Here is a 20047-nt window from a genome sequence, read left to right on the forward strand (position 1 = left end):
TTGGCTTCAGCACTTCTGGATACCGATGGTGCGGTTCAAAAGATCCTCTTCTTCGCGCAGCGCCGCTGCGGAGCCGGAATAAGCGGCAACGCCCCGCTCCAGCACGATGACGTTCGTGGAGAAGTCGAGAACGACGTCGACGTGCTGCTCCACAAGCACGCAGCCAACTCCGAGCCGGTCGCTCATCCGGACGATGGCATCCATCAGTTCCTCGCGCACCATGGGAGCAAGGCCCTCCAGCGGCTCGTCGAGCAGAAGGATGCGCGGCTGGCCAACAAGTGCCCGCGCCACGGACAGCATCTGCTGTTCACCGCCTGACAGTTGCGTGCCACCGTTGCGCCGGCGCTCCTTGAGTCGCGGAAACAGGGCGTAGATCGGTGGCAGAGCCACGCCGGCCGACCGCCCCTGCAGGCCCGACAGCAGGTTCTCCTCCACCGTCAGCGAAGGAAAGATGTCGCGGCTCTGCGGCACGTAGCCGAGCCCAGCCCGTGCGCGCGCATGCGTCGTAGCGCTGCCGATGTCGTTGCCGCCGAAGTGGATCCGGCCCTGCATCAGGTCGGCCAAGCCGATCGCGGTTGCCAGGGTGGTGGTCTTGCCGGCGCCGTTTCGCCCGATGAGGCCCAGCCGTTCCCCTTCGCGCACGCTGAAGCTGAGATGCTCGACGACCGGCACAACGCCGTAGCCGGTCGTGACATCGTCGAACCGGAGTTCAATGGGTTGCTTGGGCATGTCCGTCTCGTCCGAAATAGATTTGCTTGACTTGTTCGTTGGCGGCGACTTCTTCCGGCGTGCCTTCGACCATCACCGCACCGGCAACGAGCACGATGATGTGCGAGGCGAAACGGAACACCAGGTCCATGTCGTGTTCGATGAGCAGCACCGACAGTTCCTTCGGCAGGCTCTCGATGGCGTCCATGATGCGACCGCCTTCTCCTTGCGGCACACCCGCGCCGGGCTCGTCCAGCAGCAGAACCTGCGGCTTCATTGCGAGCGCCAGCGCGATTTCAGCAAGCCGCTGTTCGCCGAGCGCGAGGTGTCCTACGACCCGGTTCGCGTAGGGATGCAGGCCGAGCATGCCGAGCGTCTCGTGGACCTCGTCGCGAACGCGCGCGGAACGCGCCGGTGAGGGCCACCACTGCATCGAGGCCCGCAGCCGCTGCAGCACTGCGACCCGGACGTTCTCCGCCACGGTAAGGTCCTTGAACAGTCGGCTGATCTGGAACGTGCGAACGATGCCGCTGCGCACGCGCGCGTATTGCGGTAGCTGGACGATCGAGCGGCCGTCCAGTTGGATGTCCCCAGACTGCGGGCGCATCGCCCCACTCAGCAGGTTGACCAGCGTCGTCTTGCCGGCCCCATTGGGACCGATCAGCGCCGTGCGCGCACCCTGCGGCAGCGAGAGCGTGACGTTCTGCGTGACGGCCAGACCCCCAAAGGAATGGCAAAGGTTCTGGGTTTTCAGCCGATGGGTCATCGCGTTCCTCCGCTGCCGCCCAACCGCTTGGCGTACGCTACGGCCCGGTCCAGAAGTCCGATGAGGCCTTCCGGCAGGACAATGAGCACGACAATCAGCATCGACCCGATGACGAACAGCCAGTGATACGGATTCAAGGTTGACGCGATGTGATGGATCGTCATGTACGCAACGGTGCCGAGCACCGCACCCGCCAGGCGGCGCGTGCCGCCGAGGACGATCATGACCACCACACCCGCGGACGTCGTGAAGTCCAGCATGAAGAGATTCGCCACCTTGCTGGTCTGTGCCGTCAGGGCTCCTGCCAGCCCCGCCACGACGCCGCCGACGGTGTAGACGGCCAGCAGGTGCAGATACACGCGCCCGCCCAACGCCTGGACGCGTCCCGGGTCCTGTCGTATGGCTCTGGCCGTCAAGCCAAAAGGTGATTCAACCAGGTTGCGCACGAGGAAAAACATCAACACCAGCGCGCCCAGCGCGTAGAAATAGCCGGTGTGACCCATGAAGTTGAACTCCCAAATACCGAACAGCGGAGCGACCTCGAAGCCGGCAAGTCCGTCGTCGCCACCTGTAAGCCATCTGGCCCAATTGGCGAGCTCGAGCAGCAACTGCGCCACCGCGATGGTGAGCATGACGAGCGTGAGCTTGGTCGAGCGCAGCATGACTGCACCGCTCAGCAGCGCTATCAGCCCTCCGCCCAGCCCGCCGAGCAGCAGCCCGATGATGGGATCGGACGTCAGATACAACGCGGTCCAGCCCGCGACGTACGCACCTGCGCCGTACAACGCGGCCTGGCCCAGGGTCGCGATGCCCGCCTGTCCGAGCACGAGGCTCAGCGACAGCGCAAAGATCGACATCGTCGCCATGTTAGTCAGCAGTCCAAGGTCCTGCGGGAACACTACGAAAGCCAGCAACCCCGCGAGCGTCAGGACGATCTCGGCGCGCAATTGCTTCCACGGGCGTACGCGCGCTGGCGTCGCCATCGCCATGGGCGGAATCATTGCGCTCATGCTTGCCTCCCGAACAGCCCCTGTGGGCGAACCAGCAAGACGATAATCATCGTCAGGAAAAAGGCAGCCGATGCAAGCTGCGGAACCATGTATTTCATCGAAGTCTCCACGATGCCGAGCAGCAACGCTGCGAAGAAAGAGCCGAACAGATTTCCGTTGCCTCCCACGGCGACAACCGCCAGAAGGATCACGAGATATTTGGAGGCGTAAGTTGGCTCCATTGGCAGCATCTCTGCCCCGGCGATGCCGCCCAGAGCCGCGAGCGCGGCACCGATCGCGAAAGTCGCCGCATAGATCCTGGTCGTGTCGATACCGATGGCCCGGGCAATCGGCGCGTTGTCGACCGCAGCGCGCACCCGGATGCCAAAGGATGACCGGTCCACGCTCAACCACAGGACGCCGACGACCGCAAGCCCGCAGGCAACGACGATGAGCCGATGACGGGGAATGGAGCGGAACCCCAGGTCCACCGACCCGCCGAATGCCTCAGGAAGCGCGACGGATGTCACCGACGATCCGAACATCAGGTTGACCGCAGCCGTCGCGACGAACATCAGGCCGATGGTCACCAGCATCTGGTCGAGATCGTCGCGCCGGTAGAAGCGGCGCAACAGGATGCGCTCGAAAAGCACCGCCACGAGCGCCACGATCGCGATCGCCAGTACGAAACCCAGCCCGATCGGCACACCCAGGCGTTGAGGAATGCTGGCCGCCAGAAACCCGCCGAGCATCGCGAAGGCGCCATGAGCCAGATTCACCACCCGCATCAGACCCATGGTCATCGACAGGCCCACCGTGATCATGAACAGGATCATGGCGTACGTGATCCCGTCGACCAGGATGCTGCTAAGAAGCGCAACGGACATGCTGCAGCCTCCGCACTACTTGGTCGCATTCTGGATGCGGCCGTAGTCGGGCTGCATCTCGAACGTGCGGAACTCACGATTGACGAAGCGTCCGGCCGCATCCTTTTCCACCACTCGCATGTAGACGTTCTGCACAAACTCGCGGGAGGCCGGATCGATCTTCACCGGGCCACGCGGGCTTTCCCAGGAAAATCCCTTGGCGGCGGCCATGGCCTTGGGCCCGTCGCGCTTGCCGTCCGTCGCCTTGACCATGTGATAGATCACATGCAGGCCGTCGAACGCGTTCGCGAGCTGGACGGTCGGAATGGCCTTGGGCGTAACCTCAGCCAGGGCATTGACGGCGGCCTTGTTCAGCGGCGAGTTGTGCGTCGCCGAATAGAACATACCGGTTTCGATTCCCAGCAGCTCGGGGCCGATCGCGCGCAGCTGGTCCTCATCCGTCTCGCCCGTGCCCAGGAAGCGCACGCCCGCAGCTCTCAACCCCGCTTCGTTGTAGGCCTTGACCATCGCATAGGTGGCCGGCCCGCCCGGACCGAAGACATAGAGCGCGTCCGGCTTGAGTGCTTTCACGCGCTGCATCAGGGGGCCGAAGTCCGTCGTCTTCAGCGGCGCACGGATTGCTTCAAGCACCTTGCCCCCGCCGGCAACGAAAGCGGTGTTAAAGGCTTTCTCGGCGTCGAGGCCGGGACCGAAGTCGCTGACCAGGGATACGACGTTCTTGACGTTCTTCTCGAGCGCGTACTTGGCCACCGGCACGGCCATCTGCGGCAGCGTGTACGAGGTCCGCAAGAGGTAGTCGGACTTTTCAAGAAGCGACGAGGTCGACGCATTGAAGATCACGACGGGCACCTTCGCCTCCTGCGCAAGCGCGGCGACAGCCAGCGTATCGGGCGTGAAATACAAGCCCGCGATGTACTGCGCGCCTTCCTTGATGATGAGTTCCTGCGCCAGTGCCTTGGCCTGCGCGGGATTGATCTCCGGCAGGTCGCGGTAGATCACCTCGATCGTGTGTCCGCCCGCAGTGGTGCCGTTGAGCTTTTGGTAGGCCTTGGTGGCGCCCTCCCAGGTCTGCCCGACCGCTGAGAACGGTCCGGACATGGGGGCGATCACACCCACCTTGATGACATCGGCGCGGCTTTGGAAGGCGAACGTCGCGAGTGAGACCGCCATCGCGGCCATGAGTTTGAGGGTCATGTTCTTCTCCAGGGTGGTGCGGGTCGCTGGCGAGCCATGCGCCCGGGTATTGACGAGAGGTGGGGACGGGAATCGTGGGGCGCGGGCCGGCTTCAGGGCGGCTCGGCGTGCGACTGCGCTGCTGCAGTCGCCTGCAGGGCGTCGTCGCGGGACATCAACGTCGCGTACTTCTGTTGCATGTCGAACAGATTGGCTTCGTGCGCCCGCAGTGACCGGTCGCCCACGCAATCTGTGACGACGAGAGGACGAAAACCGTGGCACATGGCATCGACCACGCTGGCACGGACACACCCGCTGGTTGTGCATCCCGCGATCAGCAAAGTCTGCACCCCGCGCTGGGAAAACCAGGAAGCCAGTGAAGTCCCGAAGAACGCCGACGGGTGGATCTTGCGCAGCACGAGTTCACCGTTGCAGGGCTGCAGTTGCGGAACGATCTGGCTTTGCGGCGCGTCCTCCCGCAGGGCGAGGATGGGCGGCACCTTGAGCGCGAAGATGTTGGCGTCGGCTCCATCGTCCTGGTACACGACGCGCGTGTGGGCGATCGGCCATCGACGCGCGCGTGCCACATCCAGCAGGCCCCGCGTGCATTCGATGGCTGGCTCGATGTTGCCGCCGCCGAACGTGAGCGGGTCGGCGAATCCGTTGACGAAGTCGATGATCAGCACGCCATACGGCGCCTTCGGCGTGAGGACATGGCCGAAGCCCTGCTGCTTGTAGATGTCCGGAGCGGTGCTCATTGGAAAGCCTCGTCGATGACCTTGCCGTTGCGAACCACGACGACGTCGTCGAGCTCCACCGTGCAGTTGCGCAATGGGATGTCAAGGTGGCAAGGCGTGGTGCGAGTTCCCCCGGCTTCGTTGTTCGGGCCCAGCGAGAACAGGAAATTGCCTTCGAACGCACGCGCGTCCTGCCCGGAAGTTGCCTCGCGGTCCACCAGGGACAGCGTGTGCCAGAAGCAGCGCGGCTGCATCCCCCATCCGATGTGCGCGATGGCGTAGGCCTCGGGGTCCTTGTAGGCCTCCATGAACTCGCGCAGCAAGGCAGCATCGATGTCACCTTCGATGCTGCGCACGAAGCCTTCGCGCAGACGCATCGTGATCTTGTCGGAGACGTAGTTCTTCTGCGGTAGCAAGATGTCACCGCGGTCGATCACGATGGTGCCGTCGCTGCCGCCTTCGTTGGCGAAAGTGAAGAGGAAACCGCTCGGCCAGTGGTCCCAGCGCCCGGGCTCTTCGCAGAAACCGTATTCGGAGATGGTCGGGAAGTCGCCGAGCTTGAAAGTCACGTCCGTGCCGGCCGGCGAGGTCACGTGCATCTTTTTAGCGGCCTTGAGCAGCTTCGACGCGGCGAGCACGCGTTCGCGGTCGGCCTCGGTTGGCACCGCCCGAACCAGCACCTCGGGCGGCTCGACGGCAAGAAGGATCTTCGTTCCCGATTCGAGGATCTCCATCTGCTCTGGCGAGAACAGCAGCAGCATCAAGTCCAGGACGATGTCGCTGTTCTTCATGGCCGCGAGAGCGACGGGGTTGTTGGTGAGCGGCGTTTCCCCCAGGTAGTTCATGAGGTCGCGGCTCGGGGCCTTCTCCGCGTTGATAGGCTGCAGCTCGATCCTGGTCACGACTGCGCCCGCGGCTTGAGCTGCAATGGTGGCGGTTTGAAGCGTTTGCGGATGGGTGTGGGGACCGCACAGGATCGAGACCTTCTGTCCGCGCTCCACCTTGCTGAGCTTCAGAACCTGGTCCCAGGCCTTGACCATTTGATAGTCGCTGACTGGCATTTTTTGTCCTTTGTTTGAAAGTGTCAGATCTGTAGGAGCGCCAGATCCTGCGGGCTGCCCAGCTTGAAGAGCCGGCGGGCATTGCCGTAGCAGACCAGCGCACGAGTTCGCTCATCGAGCGGCGCCCCTTCAATGAAGGTGCAAGCCTCGGCGGTGGACTCGTAGGGATAGTCCACGGAGAAGAGCACGGCTTGCGCACCGAGCTCGCCAATAGCGCCAAGCAGTGCCGGCGCGGAGCACACGCCAGATGTCGTGATCAGGATGTTGCTGCCGATGTACTCGCTGGGCTTGCGTGCCAACTTGATGCCCGAGGGATAGGCAGCGAAGCGGCTGTCGATGCGCCGGCGTTGATATGGCAGGGCCTCGCCCATGTGGCCCAGCAACAGGGTCAGTCGCGGGTAACGATCGAACACCCCGCCGAACAGCAGGCGCAGGGCGTGCCCTGCCGTCTCCACGCCCCATCCCCAGACGGCTCCCTGGAGCACCGGCATGCCTTCCAGCAGCGCCGGTGGCTGGCTGAACGCGTTGGGATGCAGGTAGATGGGCACGCCAAGCGCCTGTGCGCGCTCCCAAAACACATCGAATTCGCCGCCCTCGTAGTAGCGCCCCAGGGTATGGCCGTTGATCAACGCACCCTTGAAGCCGTGCTCTACGACCGTGCGCTCCAGCTCTCGCGCAGCCTCGTGCGGGTCCTGCAATGCCACATGGGCAAAGGCGCCGAATCGTTTCGGATGGCGCGCCACGCGCTCGGCGAGGAACTCGTTGTTCTCGCGTGCGCGCCGGACGGCGGAAGCAACATCCGTCTCGGCCTGCACGCCGGGCATCGTCTGCGACAGCACGGCGAACTCGATGTTTCCGGCGTCCATCTCGGCCAGGCGCTGGTCGTCGAAGTCGCTCAGCCTAGCGTCGAGCCGAGCCACGAAGTCGGCTGGCAATGCGCGTGTGTACTTGGCAGAGTACGCATCGAAGCCAGGGGCGGAGAAGTGCTCTTCGAGCGCGATCTTGGGAGTTCGATTCATCATTGTCTTCATCGGGTTCAGACCGGGTAGGCCAGGGCTGTGTCAAGAATCTCGGTGTCGTGCACCACTTCGCGGCTGGCGATGAGCAGTCGTTCGCCTTCGCGCACAAAACGGTCGTGGTAGATGCCGGCGAGATGCACGGTGGAAGGCCCCTCGACGAGGGTCTGCATCAGGATGAAGGGTGTCTGCGAGCTGATCGTGTCGCTCGTCTCTTGCAGCACCCGCGTAATGCCCAGGACATGCAGCATGTGGCGAGGCGCAAACATCTGCGAGTGCGCCACGGCGAGCGCGCGATCAGTGATCATGTCCCGGCCCTCGCAATAGACGAGGCCAACGGGCATGTTCAGCAGCGCGTTCTGACGCGAGGTGATCCGGTATTTCGCTTCATTGCTGAAGAACTCGGGCCAGCGCTCCACGTCGTTGGCGTCGAGGACGGCACAGTACTCGACATGGAAGGAGTCGATCTCCGCCCGCAGTTCGGCGGCGCGACGGGGCAACACCACAGAGCGGGTGTAGGCGAGTTGCTCCTTCATGCTGCCATCTCCGCGACACGGATGTCCATGACTCCTCGGTAGTACTCGTAGAGCGAGCGGATGCACGACTCCGAGATCAGGTTGCGTGCCGTGCCCTGGTGGCCAGCATCGAGCTTGACCACGTTGTTATCCGAGGACGAATTGCGGATGCCTTCCTGCACGAACTTCAGCGCCTCGTTGTCCTCAAGGCCGAGGAAACCCGACGGACCCATCAAGTTGCCCTGGCGGAGGCGGTGCCGGGTCATCTCCGGCGTGTCGTCTTCGTAGCCGAACATCGTCCACTGCATCACCATGCTGTTGGGACCGTTCGGGATGATCTGACGCACGCCCATCGTGTTCATCTGGCGCTGCACAATCAGGTTCGGCCACATGGTCATCATGTTGGCGGACCAGGGCGAGTCGAACTCGCGCACATAGTCCAAGAACCGCTCGTCGCGCAGCCGAAGGTTGTCGCTGAACGAACGCATCTCCGCCTTGTCGTCGGCGGCGACGGTGGCATAGACCTGGTCGGGCTTGGACGATGCCATGTAGCCGTGGCGTCCATGTTCCTTGTCTGCGAACACGATCGACTTGATACCCGGCACGAGAAGGCCGAACACCACGAGGAACGAGTGCAGCAACGTCGCGTGATACGGATCCTTGAGGTTCTCGTGGTACATCTTCCAGTTGCACGGAAGCTCGTTGCGGCAATAACCCAGGATCCGGAGCTTCTTGCCCGAGAAGGGAACGTCGAACTCCTCGACAATCTCTTTGGTCATGTACTCCTCCAGCGGCGGGGTCTTGTCGGAGTAGGTGGCGAACACCACGCCGTTGCGCGTGGCCACGCGCAACTGGCGAGTCCCGTGCTCCGCGTTTTTGAAGTCCGATGGCATGCCGCCGATCTTGTTGATTCCGCGCTTGAATGGAACGCCCTGCAGATTGCCTTTGAGGTCGTAAGACCACTGGTGATAGGGGCAGACGAACTCCTTGGCGTTCCCGTGGCTGGAGCGGCAGAATTCGGCGCCGCGGTGGGCGCAGCGGTTCTCGAAGACGGAGATCGTGTTGTCTTCCGCGCGAACGATCACCACCGCCGTGGCGCCCACATAGCCGCGCTTGTAGTCGCCAGGGTTTGGAATTTCGGCTTCCAGGGCCACGAAGTTCCAGGTGTCTCCACGGAAGATCCGCTCGATCTCCTGGTCATAGATGGCCTGGCTGGTGTACACCCAGTCGGGGATGTTGTTGAGCGCGTCGGCGGGCCAGACGCACTGCTCCAGGGGCGGGTTCTTTCTGGCATTGGTGATGCCGATGACCGCCTGCGATTGATACATGGAAAGCTCCTTGGCTCTGAGAGGTGGTTAAACGATGGCCGCGGCACCGGCCTGGATCTGCCTGGCCCAGGCGCGCAGGTTGGTGGCGTCCAGCAGGAAGTCGTCAAGCTGCACGGGCAGCCTTTTTTCGAAGAGGGGACGAATGGCGCGCAGATCGGCGCCCGCATTCAAGGCGACGCCATGGAGCGGAACGCCGCCGCGATGGCCGATCCATAACGCCTTGCCTGAGCCCGGATCGCCTCGGCGCAGGTAGTCGAGATCCAGTGCCGGCAATCCAAGCATCTGGATGTTGTGTTTCCCCTGGTCGGTCCAGAACCAGGGCACTGCCGGCACGGGGATGGGCACGCCGAGCATGGCGGCTGCGGCAGTGCGTGCCTGATCGTTGGCGTTCTGCCAAGATTCCAGTCGCATGGGCGCCGCCTGTCCGGGTCGTTGCTGGCTGGTGCAATCGCCGCATGCGAAGACTCGCTCGTCGCTGGTGCGGCACAGCGCGTCGACCAAAACGCCACCTCCCGCTGCAATCGCCAGCCCTGCATCGCGAGCCAGCGAGTCGTTGGGCGAGAGACCGATGGCGACGACGACCTCATCGACGTCCAGATCGCCCGTATCCGTGGCAAGGCGGATTCGACCGCCGGGCAGTGAGTGGATGCCGCCAAGGGAGGCTCCGAACAGCAACCGTGCGCCGGCTTCGCGCAGCCCGGATTCGAGCCACATCGACGCATCGGGGGGCAGGAAGCGATCGAGCAGGGACGTCGCCCGTTCGAACACGCTCACTGATGCGCCCATGAACATCGCGGCGTGAGCGATTTCGAGGCCGAGGAAACCACCTCCCAGAATAGCGACCTGCGGTTTGCCATGAAGGGCAACGCGCAGCCTGCGTGCATCCTCTAGGGTGCGCATGTAGTGCACATGCGGATGGCCAGCCGGAGCCGATGCCAGTGCATTCGGCTCCCCGCCCGTAGCAAGAAGGCACATGTCGTATGCGAGCACCTGGCCCGAGGCAAGGCGGATCTGCCGCTTCGCGACATCCAGGTCAACTGCATCGCTGCCGTTCAGCAAGTCGATGTCGCCGAGTGCCCAGACCTCCTGCGGTAGAACGTCGAGACGTGGCTCTTCCGCCGCCACCAGGACAGCCTTTGACAACGGCGGACGCTCATACGGCTTGTGGCGTTCCCGCCCCACCATCGTGATGCCGCCGCGAAAGCCTCCCTCGCGCAGCGCACGGGCCGCGACTGCCGCCGCCTGGCCCGCGCCGACGATGAGAACATCTGGCGACGTCATTGGGCCCGGGGCGACAACACATAGATGTCGTCGCCTTCTCGCTTGACGGGATGGGTGCGCAGATCCACGGTGACCGGCGCACACATCGCCTTGCCCGTGCGAATGTCGAAGCGGCCCTGGTGCAGCGGACATTCGACGCAACCATCCTCCACGTAGCCTTCCGAGAGCAGCGCCGTGGCATGCGTGCACATGCCGTCGGTGGCAAAAAACTCGTCCTCGATACGAAAAAGCGCGACGCCCTGGCCCGCGACGTTGACGGTCTTCGCTTCGTCGTTACTCAGCTCCTGCGCTGAAGCAACCTTGATCCATTCCATCGTTCGATCCTGTCGATCTTGAGCATCAAAAGTAGTCAGTGTACTGACATAAATGGAGATTTGTCCCAAGTTTTTTGTTCGGGTTTCTACGGAATTCCGACGCCCCAAGATGGACTTGCAAAGTCTGTCTTTTTGCATCGATACGGGGCGCTCTCATTGGTAAAGCGCACCATTTATGGAACATCGCCTCACTGTCTACCGCGCTTGAGAGAAACATCTTTCCACGCGAACCAATGCCGCATACACTTATGACAGTTAACTGACTTAATCGGAACGCCAGCGGGCTGACCAACACTTTGAGTCGAGGGGCTACGCGTGCGAGCCGGCCTCTCGATCCAAGCGCTGAACGGCGTGTGAAGTAGCTTTGATGCCGTCCCTTTGTGGGGAACGTGGCTGGGATGCTTGGGCGCGATCGATTTGGCTGGTTCGTATCTCGCGTGTCAGACGCTGCACAACCGGTACAGCTCGGCACATGGAAATCGGAAGGAGAAGAAAACTGATGGACCACGCAGACATCCCCGCGCGTCTGTTAAAGCGCGAAGGCATCGGTGCCAGAGTCCCGCGCAAGGAAGACGCGCGTCATCTGGTGGGCAAGGGCAACTTCGTCGGCGACTTCGTGCTGCCGGGCCTACAGGAGGTTGCCTTCCTGCGGAGCTCACTGGCCCATGCCGTCGTCACCGGCGTCGAGGTTCCCGAGACGCTGGCCGGGAAGGTGTTCCTGCGGGAAATGATGTCCGACGCGGCAGACATAGGCTCGCCGTCTTCGCTGCCCACCTACCAGTACTCGGCATTGCCGCCACTGGCCTCCGGCAAGGTTCGCCATGTCGGCGAGGCCATCGCGATGGCGGTTGCCCCGACGCGCGCCATGGCGGAAGACCTGCTGGAGGAGGTGGAGGTCTCGTATGACGAACTGCCCGTCTACCACAGCGCTGAGTCCGCCCTCGCCGCCACGAAAGAGTTCATGCATCCCGAATGGAAGGACAACGTGTTTCTCACGCTGCGGGCCAATCGCGACTTCGAGGAGCTTGCCGCGAAGGCCGAGGTGAAGGTCAGCCGCACGGTCGAGCTGTCGCGTCAGTGCATCGTCCCGCTGGAGGGCAAGTCGGTGCTCGCCTACTGGGACTTCCAGACTGATCAACTCGTGGTCGTCAGTGCGACCCAGGTTCCGCATCTGCTGCGTGTGGGGATCGCCCAGCACCTCTCGATGAACGAAGAGGCCGTACGCGTCGTGTCACCGGACGTCGGGGGCGCCTTCGGCTACAAGGGTCAGCTCTACCCTGAAGACCTGTGCGTTGCCTGGCTCGCCAAGACGTACCGCACACCGTTTCGCTACCTCGAAGATCGACGCGAGCACCTGATCGTCGGCGCCAACACGCGGCAGCATCACTATCAGCTCACCGCCTATGCGGACCGCACCGGCAAGCTCCTGGCGCTGGACGCAGTCATCACCATCGACGGCGGCGCATATTCCTACTATCCCTTCTTCGTCGGCCTGGAGCCAGGACAGGCGATCGGCAATCTACCCGGCCCCTACACCTTTCGAGGCTATCGATGCGAGACCCTCTGCGTCGCGACCAACAAGCCCGGGTTCATGGCCTATCGCGGCGTCGCGCGCACGGGTGTCTGCTTTGCCATCGAACTCCTCATGGATGCGGTGGCGCGTGAAGTGGGGCGCGAGCCATGGGAAGTGCGGATGGAGAATCTCGTGCCGGCGGCTGCTATGCCCTATGTCAACGTCGCCAACAAGCACTTCGACAGCGGCGACTTCCCTGCAAGCCTGCGCCGCGCCGTGGAGATGATCGGACTGGACGCGGTACGCGAGCGCCAGGCGCGCGGTGAGCCGGACGGCCGTCTCATCGGCTTCGGCACGGCCACCTATACCGAGCAGTCTGCCCACGGCACGACGGTGTTCGCCAATTGGGGCCTGCCAGTGGTACCCGGCTTCGACCAGGCAGTCGTCAGAATGACAGCTGACGGCGGACTCGAAGTGCGTGTCGGCGTGCACTCGCATGGCCAGGGCATGGAGACCAGCTTCGCGCAGATCGCCAACGACGTGCTCGGCATCCCGGTGGCCAGAATCCGGGTGGTGCATGGAGACACCGCGCTGACCCCGTTCTCCTCGGGCACCTACGCCTCGCGCGCCACGGTCATGTCAGGAGGGGCCATCTCGGTCGCGTGCAAGGAACTCCTGCCCCGCCTCCAGTCGATCGCGGGCTACCTCATGGGCGTGGATGCACCGACCGTCGCGTTGATCGAGGGTCGCGCCGTGGCCGGCGACAAGTCAATCCCGCTGTCGGACGTCGGTGGCGCGTGGTACCTCACGCCGCAAGATCTGCCTGCCAACGTTTATCTCGGTGGTCTGGAGGTGTCGCGGGCGTACAAACCCAACGTTGATACCGGCACCTTCACCTATGCGACGCACGCAGTGGTGGTGGCCGTCGACACCGAAACCGGCGAAGTCGAGATCCTCGACTACGTCGTCGTCGAAGACTGCGGAACCATGGTCAATCCGATGATCGTGGAAGGGCAGACCATCGGCGGCATCGCGCAGGGCATCGGCACCGCCATGTACGAGGAGAGCCCGTACGACGACCAAGGCCAGCCGCTTGCTTCCACCTTGGCTGACTACATCCTGCCGGGCGCCACGGAAGTGCCACGCATCCGGATAGAACACTTCGAGACACCTTCACCGCACACCGAATTCGGTGCCAAGGGCGTGGGCGAAGGCGGCGCGATCGCACCGCCGGCCGTGATCTTCAATGCCGTGAACGATGCCCTGCGGGGCACAGGTGCCGCCGAGGTGCTGATGACGCCGTTGACACCACGCCGCCTGCTCACGGCACTCGAAGGTGCGAAGCGCGAGCAGGAGCACGCACGATGAAAGCGCCGAAATTCGCGTACGCGCGCGTCCTCGAGGTGGATGAGGCAATCGCGACGCTGGCCGCCGGCGCCGGCGCCGCAAAGGCAATGAGCGGAAGCCAGTCGCTCGGACCGATGCTCAACCTGAGGCTGGCGCGGCCCGCACAGGTGGTCGACGTCGCACACATTCCCGGCTTGCGCGCGGTAACCCGCAAAGCCGACTGGGTCGAGATCGGTGCTGCCGTCACCCATGCCGAGATCGAGGACGGCGTCCACGCGCCGCTGACTGATCATCCCATGCGCCAAGTCGCGCGCGGAATCGCCTATCGCGCGATTCGCACTCGAGGTACCTTGGGCGGCAGTCTGGCGCATGCCGATCCTGCGGCCGACTGGGTCGTGACCCTCGCGGCACTCGGCGCTCGCGTAGCAATCAGATCGCCGAGAGGCGAGCGCGCAGCCGAGGCCGACGCGTTCATGCTCGGCGCCTACACGACCGTGCTCGAGCCCGATGAACTCATTGTCGCCATCTCGGTGCCTTCGCAAACCCCCACCACGCATTGGGGATACCACAAAGTCTGCCGCAAGCCGGGCGAGTTTGCAGAAGCCAGTGCGGCGGTCTATTTCGATGCTTCGCGAAAGTGTGCCCGGATCGTGCTGGGAGCCGTCGATGGCCCTCCCCTGCTGCTGCACACGTTGGCCGCGGAGATCGCGCTCAAGGGCACGGTCGTGGCGGGACGCGAGGCATTGCGCGCGGCCGTGCATGCGGCACTCCCCGAACGCGACGCCATCGACCGGAAACTCTTCACGGCCTGCCTGGAGCGCGCACTCGATCAGTCCGGCATCTTTGCCGGCCCAAAACAAGCGGAGTAAGAGACTTGGACCCCATTTCCATTCAAGTGAACGGCCGCAGCTTCAGCCGGCAGGCCGAGCCGAGAATGCACCTTGGCGACTTCCTGCGTGACGAACTACACCTGACAGGAACGCACCTCGGCTGCGAACACGGCGTCTGCGGCGCCTGCACGGTGCTCGTTGACGGCCAGCCCACGCGCTCGTGCATCACCTTCGCCGTGGCCTGCGAAGGCCGTGAAATCACCACCATCGAAGGCTATGAAGATGACGCGGTCATGCGACGGCTGCGGCAGGCGTTCACGCACCACCACGCACTGCAGTGCGGCTTTTGCACGCCGGGAATGCTTACCACGGCGCGCGACATCGTGCTTCGCCTGCCCGAGGCCGATGAGGCGTGCGTGCGTCTTGAGCTCTCCGGGAACCTGTGCCGTTGCACGGGCTACCAAGGCATTGTGGACGCCATCCTGGACGTCTTGCAGCAGCAGCGGGTCAGCCCCGACGCACAGTTCGAGCAACTGCGGCAACGATTGACCGCCCCGCGATCGGTCGCGATGACGCGTGTCGCCGCGGTGGCGCCAGTCGGATCGGCCTCCCCGTCCACTTCGAACTCCGCTCCATCGAGCAGCAAGTCGGCCGCGTCCGCATCGAGCGCTGCTGCGGATATGGCGGAAGTCGATCCGGTGGCGATGGCCAAGGCCAAGGCGAAGGGCAACGCGATTGACGTCCATTTCGACGTGCCGTATCCGGTCGATCGGGTGTGGGAATTCATGGGCGACTTGCCCGTCGTGGCTTCATGCCTGCCGGGCGCAACCATCGACTCGCATGAGGGCGAAAGAGTCAAGGGCACCATCGCCATCAAGTTCGGCCCGATGTCGGCGGCTTTCGCGGGTGCTGCTCGGCTGGAGCGTGACGACGCAGCCAAGCGTGCCGTCCTCCGGGGCGCGGGCCAGGACAGCTTGAGCAAATCGCGTACCCAGGGCGACATCAGCTATCGGCTCGAGGCGCTGTCGGTCGACAACACCCGGGTGCACGTGGACATGATCTACGCGCTGCAGGGGCCGCTCGCGCAATTTTCCCGCTCTGGCCTTGTGAAGGATTTCGTGCGCCGCATGGTGGCGGACTTTGGAAAACAGATCACCCGCAGACTGGGCGGGCAGGCGGTGTCGACCAACGAGCCGCAGCCCACCGTGTCCATGGCGGCAATGATGTGGAGCGTGCTCTGGAACCGCATCCGCGGCTGGTTGGGAAAACCGCCGCGGCCTTGATACGCGCCACGCCGGGTTTCACAAGCCCGGCGCAACGGACAGGTTTTTTTCATCGATGCAATCTTCAACACCAGCCGGGAGCGAGAGCGACTGTGTATGGAACAGCTCGGAGTCGCAATGAGTTCCCTTCTTCATGGCTATCACGTACGTGCGAACGGGGTGCGGCTGCACCTGCTGCGCTATGGTGGGCAGGGCCCGCGCATGCTCCTGCTGCCGGGCATCACGAGCCCCGCGATCACCTGGGGCTTCGTCGCCGAGCGACTGGCTCGCCACTTCGACGTCCATGTCCTGGACTTTCGGGGACGCGGCTTGTCCTCGAGCGCGCCCGGCATGGACGCGAGTCTCGATGCCATGGTGACCGACGTGCTCGAGCTGTTGGGGGTTCAAGCATGGTCTTCCGTGACGCTGCTGGGCCATTCGATGGGCGCGCGCGTTGCGATTCGGGCGGCTGCGCGCGACGCCCGACGTATCGACAGGCTGCTGCTGGTGGACCCCCCAGTCTCCGGTCCCGGCCGCCGCCCGTATCCCGTGCCACTGCCTTGGTATCTGGAATCGATTCGGATGGCCATCAAGGGCGTCACGGCAGAAGAACTTCGGCCCTATGCGCCGACCTGGACGGACGAACAGCTGCAACTGCGAGCTGAGTGGCTGCATACCTGCAGCGAGGAAGCCATCGTGCAGGCGCATGCCGGTTTTCATAGCGACGACATCCACACCGACCTTGCCAAGTTGCGGACGCCCGGACTTCTCATGACGGCAGGTCGAGGTGGTGTGGTACTTGCGGAAGACTTGGCAGAGCTTGAAGCACTCGCGCCTGGCTTGTCCCATTGCACGGTGCCTGGCGCCGGCCACATGATCCCCTGGGACGACGAGGCAGACTTTCATCGCCAGCTGGGCGAGTTTCTGAAGGTCGACCTGCTGTAGCGGGCCCGGAGGCAGATTGGCATTCTATTCGCACAGGGAGGAGCCGATACACTCGTCGGCTGACACTATTGGCGATCTCGAGATGATGACGAAGCGTTCTCCGGCCCGAAAGAAGAACACAGGCAGCGTGACGGAGGTGCAAGCGGCCAAGCCCCCTGGCCCCGAGCCTTTCAATCCGCTGCGCGAAGTGATGTGGCGGCGTCCGGGCTTCCTGATTCGTCGCTTGACCCAGATCGGCCAAGCACTCTTCTTCGACCTGTGCAAGTCAGAGAGCATCACGCCGCTGCAGGTCGGCATGTTGACGGCGCTGTCGATGAATCCCTGGCTTGATCAAAAGGCCATCGGCAGGGAGCTTTCCCTGGACCGGACGACGACGGCGGAAGTGCTCAAACGCCTGGGCGACAAGGGACTCGTCGAAACGCGCGTCAACCCCGACGACCGGCGCTCGAGGCTTTCGGTGATTACCAAGGACGGCCTGAAACTGATCAACGACCTACAGGAAAGCATCCACCGATCTCAGGAGCTGTTGATCCAGCCGCTGTCCCCAGAAGATCGCGCTGTCTTCATGAAACTGCTGGTCCAACTCGTGGATGCACACGAAAAGATGGACAAGCAAGGCTAGTCCTTCAGGTTCATACCGAGTGGCCTCCTGCCGCCCGGCCGGTGCCTTCTGTTGGGCCCAGCCGTATTTCCCGACTACTTTGGAATTGCTGCAAGAAGCAAGATCGAGATGAGCTACACCGCCCCCCTCAAGGACATGCTGTTCGACATCGAGCACCTGGCCAACATCGGCGAGATTGCCAGGCTGCCCGGCTTCGAGGACGCCGGCCTCGAGACCGCGCAGGCCGTGCTCGAGGAATGCGCGCGCTTCAACCAGGACGTGATCGCGCCGCTCAACGTCGCGGGCGACCGCAATCCCTCGTCGTTCAAGGACGGCGAGGTCACGACCACGGCCGGCTTCAAGGACGCCTTCGCGCAGTACGTGTCGGGCGGCTGGCAGGGCCTGCAGCATCCGGCCGACTTCGGCGGCCAGGGCCTGCCCAAGACCATCGGCGCCGCCTGCGGCGAGATGCTCAATTCGGCCAACATGAGCTTCGCGCTGTGCCCGCTGCTCAGCGACGGCGCCATCGAGGCGCTGCTGACCGCGGGCTCCGACGAGCTCAAGGCCACCTACCTCGAGAAGCTCGTGAGCGGCCAGTGGACCGGCACGATGAACCTCACCGAGCCGCAGGCCGGCAGCGACCTCGCGCTGGTGCGCAGCCGCGCCGAGCCGCAGCCCGACGGCAGCTACAAGGTCTTCGGCACCAAGATCTTCATCACCTACGGTGAGCACGACATGGCCGAGAACATCGTGCACCTCGTGCTGGCGCGCGTGAGCGGCGCGCCCGAGGGCGTGAAGGGCATCAGCCTGTTCGTGGTGCCGAAGTTCCTGCTGAACGCCGACGGTTCGCCTGGCGCGCGCAACGACGTGCACTGCGTGAGCATCGAGCACAAGATGGGCATCAAGGCCTCGCCGACCGCGGTGCTGCAGTACGGCGACCACGGCGGCGCCGTCGGCTATCTCGTGGGCCAGGAGAACCGCGGCCTCGAGTACATGTTCATCATGATGAACTCGGCCCGCTACGCGGTGGGCATGCAGGGCATCGCGATCGCCGAGCGCGCCTACCAGCATGCGGTGGCCTATGCCCGGGAGCGCGTGCAGAGCCGCCCGGTCGACGGCTCGATCAATGCGAGCGCGGCGATCATCCATCACCCCGACGTGAAGCGCATGCTGATGACCATGCGTGCCTACACCGAAGGCTGCCGCGCCATGGCCAGCGTGGCCGCCGCGGCCTACGACGCCGCGCACCACCATCCCGATGCCGACGCGCGCAAGCAGAACCAGGCCTTCTACGAATTCATGGTGCCGCTGGTCAAGGGCTACAGCACCGAGATGAGCCTCGAGGTGACCTCGCTGGGCGTGCAGGTGCATGGCGGCATGGGCTTCATCGAGGAGACCGGCGCGGCGCAGTACTACCGCGACGCGAAGATCCTCACGATCTACGAAGGCACGACCGCGATCCAGGCCAACGACCTCGTGGGCCGCAAGACCGCGCGCGGCGGCGGCCAGACCGCCAAGGCCATCGCCGCGCAGATCGAGAAGACCGAGGCCGAGCTCGCGAAGAGCGACAGCGCCGCCGCCAAGGCCGTGCTCAAGCGCCTGAAGGCCGCGCGCGAGGCTTTCGTCGAGGTGGTGGATTTCGTCGCGGGCCAGACCAAGGCCTCGCCCAATGCGGTGTTCGCGGGCAGCGTGCCCTACCTGATGCTCGCGGGCAACCTGGTGGCCGGCTGGCAGCTCGCGCGTTCGCTGATCGTGGCGCAGGACCAGGCCTCGCACAACGTCGACGTCGACTTCATGCAGGCCAAGATCACCACGGCGCGGTTCTATGCCGAGCACATCCTCGCGAAGGCGCCGGGCCTGCGCGACAGCATCGTCGACGGCGCCGAGAGCGTGAACGCGCTGGCGCTCGAGGCCTACTGATGACTTGCAGACAGCTTCGTTCGAGGCAGCGTCTATGAAGACGGCGCTGTATGGGGCTGTATCGAGGCTTGTGGTGGCATGTCACCCACCCCACCATCCACTTTGCTATGGCACTGCGCCGCCGGCGCCGCTGTTCGCCGGCGCGAGACGGGCTCAGCGCTCAATGGCTGGGTAGTTTTCGGTCATGACCACGATCAACCGAGCCAAGTGACGGCCCGTACTGACATAGGTATGCCCGATTCGACTGTCAAAGTAGAGCGAATCACCTCGGGCGAGTTGGATGCAACGACCGTTTTCGAAATGAACGTCGACCTCTCCGCGCAGTGCATAGACGAATTCTTCGCCATCGTGTCGAGCGAAATCGTCCGGCCCGTCGATGCTGCGGGCATGGATGGTGGCCAAAACTGGTCGCATAGTCTTCCCTAGTGCTGTGGCACCCAGAAACTCGTAGGACACGTTTAGACCTTTGTAGCTCACGCCTTCGCTTGCACGCGTGAGCACCGGTTCGGCCAGCGGGCCCTGCTGTTTGCCGTCCTCCGCGAAGAGCGTGCCCATGTCTATGTTCAGCGCCTGCGCCAACGCCGAGATGTTGTCGTAACCCAAGGCCAGTTGACCGCGTTCAGCGCGCGAGATAGTGGGGATGGAGACGCCAGACAGATCAGACACCTTTTGCAGGGTCCACCCGAACTGCTTGCGCGCCAAGCGCAGACGCTTGCCGAATGTCACGCGGTCCAGCGTGACCGTCGTGGGCGCCGCCGATGGACGCGTTTCGAGATGCGGTTTCAAGTAGTGCTCGAGGGGGCTGGGCAGCGTCAAGTTTAAATCGGATCGCTGGCTATAAAAATTTGCATATA

At 63.8% G+C, this 20047-nt stretch carries 19 protein-coding genes; 6 read left to right on the forward strand and 13 right to left on the reverse strand.

What is annotated here, in order from left to right; all coding sequences use genetic code 11:
* Positions 1–6: 6 nt before the first annotated feature.
* From INQ48_34845 to INQ48_34900, 12 genes are all read right to left on the reverse strand, one after another.
* Positions 7–729, reverse strand: coding sequence for an ABC transporter ATP-binding protein (locus INQ48_34845; protein QRF62696.1), 723 nt, complete (start codon positions 727–729; stop codon positions 7–9).
* Entirely contained in the window at positions 710–1474 is a 765-nt protein-coding gene (locus INQ48_34850; protein QRF62697.1) for an ABC transporter ATP-binding protein, read from the reverse strand. Before INQ48_34850 ends, INQ48_34845 begins: the two co-directional genes overlap by 20 nt.
* Complete coding sequence (locus INQ48_34855; protein QRF62698.1) at positions 1471–2484, reverse strand: branched-chain amino acid ABC transporter permease; 1014 nt, start codon at positions 2482–2484, stop codon at positions 1471–1473. Before INQ48_34855 ends, INQ48_34850 begins: the two co-directional genes overlap by 4 nt.
* Entirely contained in the window at positions 2481–3350 is an 870-nt protein-coding gene (locus tag INQ48_34860) for a branched-chain amino acid ABC transporter permease (protein QRF62699.1), read from the reverse strand. The genes INQ48_34855 and INQ48_34860 overlap by 4 nt, the downstream gene beginning before the upstream one ends.
* 15 nt (positions 3351–3365) lie before the next feature.
* Positions 3366–4544: an ABC transporter substrate-binding protein gene (locus tag INQ48_34865; protein QRF62700.1), complete on the reverse strand. Its 1179-nt coding sequence runs from the start codon at positions 4542–4544 to the stop codon at positions 3366–3368.
* A gap of 92 nt (positions 4545–4636) precedes the next feature.
* Positions 4637–5281 carry an isochorismatase family protein gene (locus tag INQ48_34870; protein QRF62701.1) on the reverse strand — a complete coding sequence of 215 codons (645 nt, stop codon included), beginning with the start codon at positions 5279–5281 and terminating at the stop codon, positions 4637–4639.
* On the reverse strand, positions 5278–6321 hold the full coding sequence (locus INQ48_34875) for a 2,5-dihydroxypyridine 5,6-dioxygenase (protein QRF62702.1): 1044 nt from the start codon (positions 6319–6321) through the stop codon (positions 5278–5280). Before INQ48_34875 ends, INQ48_34870 begins: the two co-directional genes overlap by 4 nt.
* Before the next feature lie 23 nt (positions 6322–6344).
* The gene (locus tag INQ48_34880) at positions 6345–7340 is read right to left on the reverse strand and encodes an amidohydrolase (protein QRF63081.1); all 996 of its coding nucleotides are present in this window, start codon (positions 7338–7340) and stop codon (positions 6345–6347) included.
* Positions 7341–7357: 17 nt separating this feature from the next.
* Positions 7358–7873, reverse strand: coding sequence for a nuclear transport factor 2 family protein (locus INQ48_34885; protein ID QRF62703.1), 516 nt, complete (start codon positions 7871–7873; stop codon positions 7358–7360).
* The gene (locus INQ48_34890; protein QRF62704.1) at positions 7870–9180 is read right to left on the reverse strand and encodes a Rieske 2Fe-2S domain-containing protein; all 1311 of its coding nucleotides are present in this window, start codon (positions 9178–9180) and stop codon (positions 7870–7872) included. The genes INQ48_34885 and INQ48_34890 overlap by 4 nt, the downstream gene beginning before the upstream one ends.
* Before the next feature lie 27 nt (positions 9181–9207).
* Positions 9208–10461, reverse strand: a complete 1254-nt coding sequence (locus tag INQ48_34895) for an FAD-dependent oxidoreductase (GenBank protein ID QRF62705.1) — start codon at positions 10459–10461, stop codon at positions 9208–9210.
* Positions 10458–10775, reverse strand: a complete 318-nt coding sequence (locus INQ48_34900; GenBank protein ID QRF62706.1) for a non-heme iron oxygenase ferredoxin subunit — start codon at positions 10773–10775, stop codon at positions 10458–10460. Before INQ48_34900 ends, INQ48_34895 begins: the two co-directional genes overlap by 4 nt.
* A 499-nt stretch (positions 10776–11274) precedes the next feature.
* Between INQ48_34900 and INQ48_34905 the strand changes: the two genes are divergently transcribed.
* The 6 genes from INQ48_34905 (at position 11275) to INQ48_34930 (ending at position 19193) form a co-directional block, all read left to right on the forward strand.
* Positions 11275–13656, forward strand: coding sequence for a xanthine dehydrogenase family protein (locus tag INQ48_34905; protein QRF62707.1), 2382 nt, complete (start codon positions 11275–11277; stop codon positions 13654–13656).
* Entirely contained in the window at positions 13653–14504 is an 852-nt protein-coding gene (locus tag INQ48_34910) for an FAD binding domain-containing protein (protein QRF62708.1), read from the forward strand. The genes INQ48_34905 and INQ48_34910 overlap by 4 nt, the downstream gene beginning before the upstream one ends.
* Before the next feature lie 5 nt (positions 14505–14509).
* Positions 14510–15748: a 2Fe-2S iron-sulfur cluster binding domain-containing protein gene (locus INQ48_34915; protein ID QRF62709.1), complete on the forward strand. Its 1239-nt coding sequence runs from the start codon at positions 14510–14512 to the stop codon at positions 15746–15748.
* Positions 15749–15865: 117 nt separating this feature from the next.
* The gene (locus tag INQ48_34920; protein QRF62710.1) at positions 15866–16672 is read left to right on the forward strand and encodes an alpha/beta hydrolase; all 807 of its coding nucleotides are present in this window, start codon (positions 15866–15868) and stop codon (positions 16670–16672) included.
* A gap of 82 nt (positions 16673–16754) precedes the next feature.
* A complete protein-coding gene (locus INQ48_34925; GenBank protein QRF63082.1) occupies positions 16755–17294 on the forward strand; it encodes a MarR family transcriptional regulator in 540 nt (179 codons plus the stop codon).
* Between the two features lie 108 nt (positions 17295–17402).
* Complete coding sequence (locus tag INQ48_34930) at positions 17403–19193, forward strand: acyl-CoA dehydrogenase (protein QRF62711.1); 1791 nt, start codon at positions 17403–17405, stop codon at positions 19191–19193.
* Between the two features lie 153 nt (positions 19194–19346).
* Here the strand turns inward: INQ48_34930 and INQ48_34935 are convergent, their stop codons facing one another.
* On the reverse strand, positions 19347–19979 hold the full coding sequence (locus INQ48_34935; protein ID QRF63083.1) for a helix-turn-helix transcriptional regulator: 633 nt from the start codon (positions 19977–19979) through the stop codon (positions 19347–19349).
* Positions 19980–20047 lie beyond the last annotated feature (68 nt).

This window comes from Variovorax paradoxus, from assembly GCA_016806145.1.
GTDB lineage: Bacteria > Pseudomonadota > Gammaproteobacteria > Burkholderiales > Burkholderiaceae_C > Variovorax.

What these genes read in the sequence shown, in the direction of transcription:
- INQ48_34845 (QRF62696.1), bottom strand. Translation starts at nt 729, where the DNA reads ATGCCCAAGCAACCCATTGAACTCCGGTTCGACGATGTCACGACCGGC.
- INQ48_34850 (QRF62697.1), bottom strand. Translation starts at nt 1,474, where the DNA reads ATGACCCATCGGCTGAAAACCCAGAACCTTTGCCATTCCTTTGGGGGT.
- INQ48_34855 (QRF62698.1), bottom strand. Translation starts at nt 2,484, where the DNA reads ATGAGCGCAATGATTCCGCCCATGGCGATGGCGACGCCAGCGCGCGTA.
- INQ48_34860 (QRF62699.1), bottom strand. Translation starts at nt 3,350, where the DNA reads ATGTCCGTTGCGCTTCTTAGCAGCATCCTGGTCGACGGGATCACGTAC.
- INQ48_34865 (QRF62700.1), bottom strand. Translation starts at nt 4,544, where the DNA reads ATGACCCTCAAACTCATGGCCGCGATGGCGGTCTCACTCGCGACGTTC.
- INQ48_34870 (QRF62701.1), bottom strand. Translation starts at nt 5,281, where the DNA reads ATGAGCACCGCTCCGGACATCTACAAGCAGCAGGGCTTCGGCCATGTC.
- INQ48_34875 (QRF62702.1), bottom strand. Translation starts at nt 6,321, where the DNA reads ATGCCAGTCAGCGACTATCAAATGGTCAAGGCCTGGGACCAGGTTCTG.
- INQ48_34880 (QRF63081.1), bottom strand. Translation starts at nt 7,340, where the DNA reads ATGAATCGAACTCCCAAGATCGCGCTCGAAGAGCACTTCTCCGCCCCT.
- INQ48_34885 (QRF62703.1), bottom strand. Translation starts at nt 7,873, where the DNA reads ATGAAGGAGCAACTCGCCTACACCCGCTCTGTGGTGTTGCCCCGTCGC.
- INQ48_34890 (QRF62704.1), bottom strand. Translation starts at nt 9,180, where the DNA reads ATGTATCAATCGCAGGCGGTCATCGGCATCACCAATGCCAGAAAGAAC.
- INQ48_34895 (QRF62705.1), bottom strand. Translation starts at nt 10,461, where the DNA reads ATGACGTCGCCAGATGTTCTCATCGTCGGCGCGGGCCAGGCGGCGGCA.
- INQ48_34900 (QRF62706.1), bottom strand. Translation starts at nt 10,775, where the DNA reads ATGGAATGGATCAAGGTTGCTTCAGCGCAGGAGCTGAGTAACGACGAA.
- INQ48_34905 (QRF62707.1), top strand. Translation starts at nt 11,275, where the DNA reads ATGGACCACGCAGACATCCCCGCGCGTCTGTTAAAGCGCGAAGGCATC.
- INQ48_34910 (QRF62708.1), top strand. Translation starts at nt 13,653, where the DNA reads ATGAAAGCGCCGAAATTCGCGTACGCGCGCGTCCTCGAGGTGGATGAG.
- INQ48_34920 (QRF62710.1), top strand. Translation starts at nt 15,866, where the DNA reads ATGAGTTCCCTTCTTCATGGCTATCACGTACGTGCGAACGGGGTGCGG.
- INQ48_34925 (QRF63082.1), top strand. Translation starts at nt 16,755, where the DNA reads ATGATGACGAAGCGTTCTCCGGCCCGAAAGAAGAACACAGGCAGCGTG.
- INQ48_34930 (QRF62711.1), top strand. Translation starts at nt 17,403, where the DNA reads ATGAGCTACACCGCCCCCCTCAAGGACATGCTGTTCGACATCGAGCAC.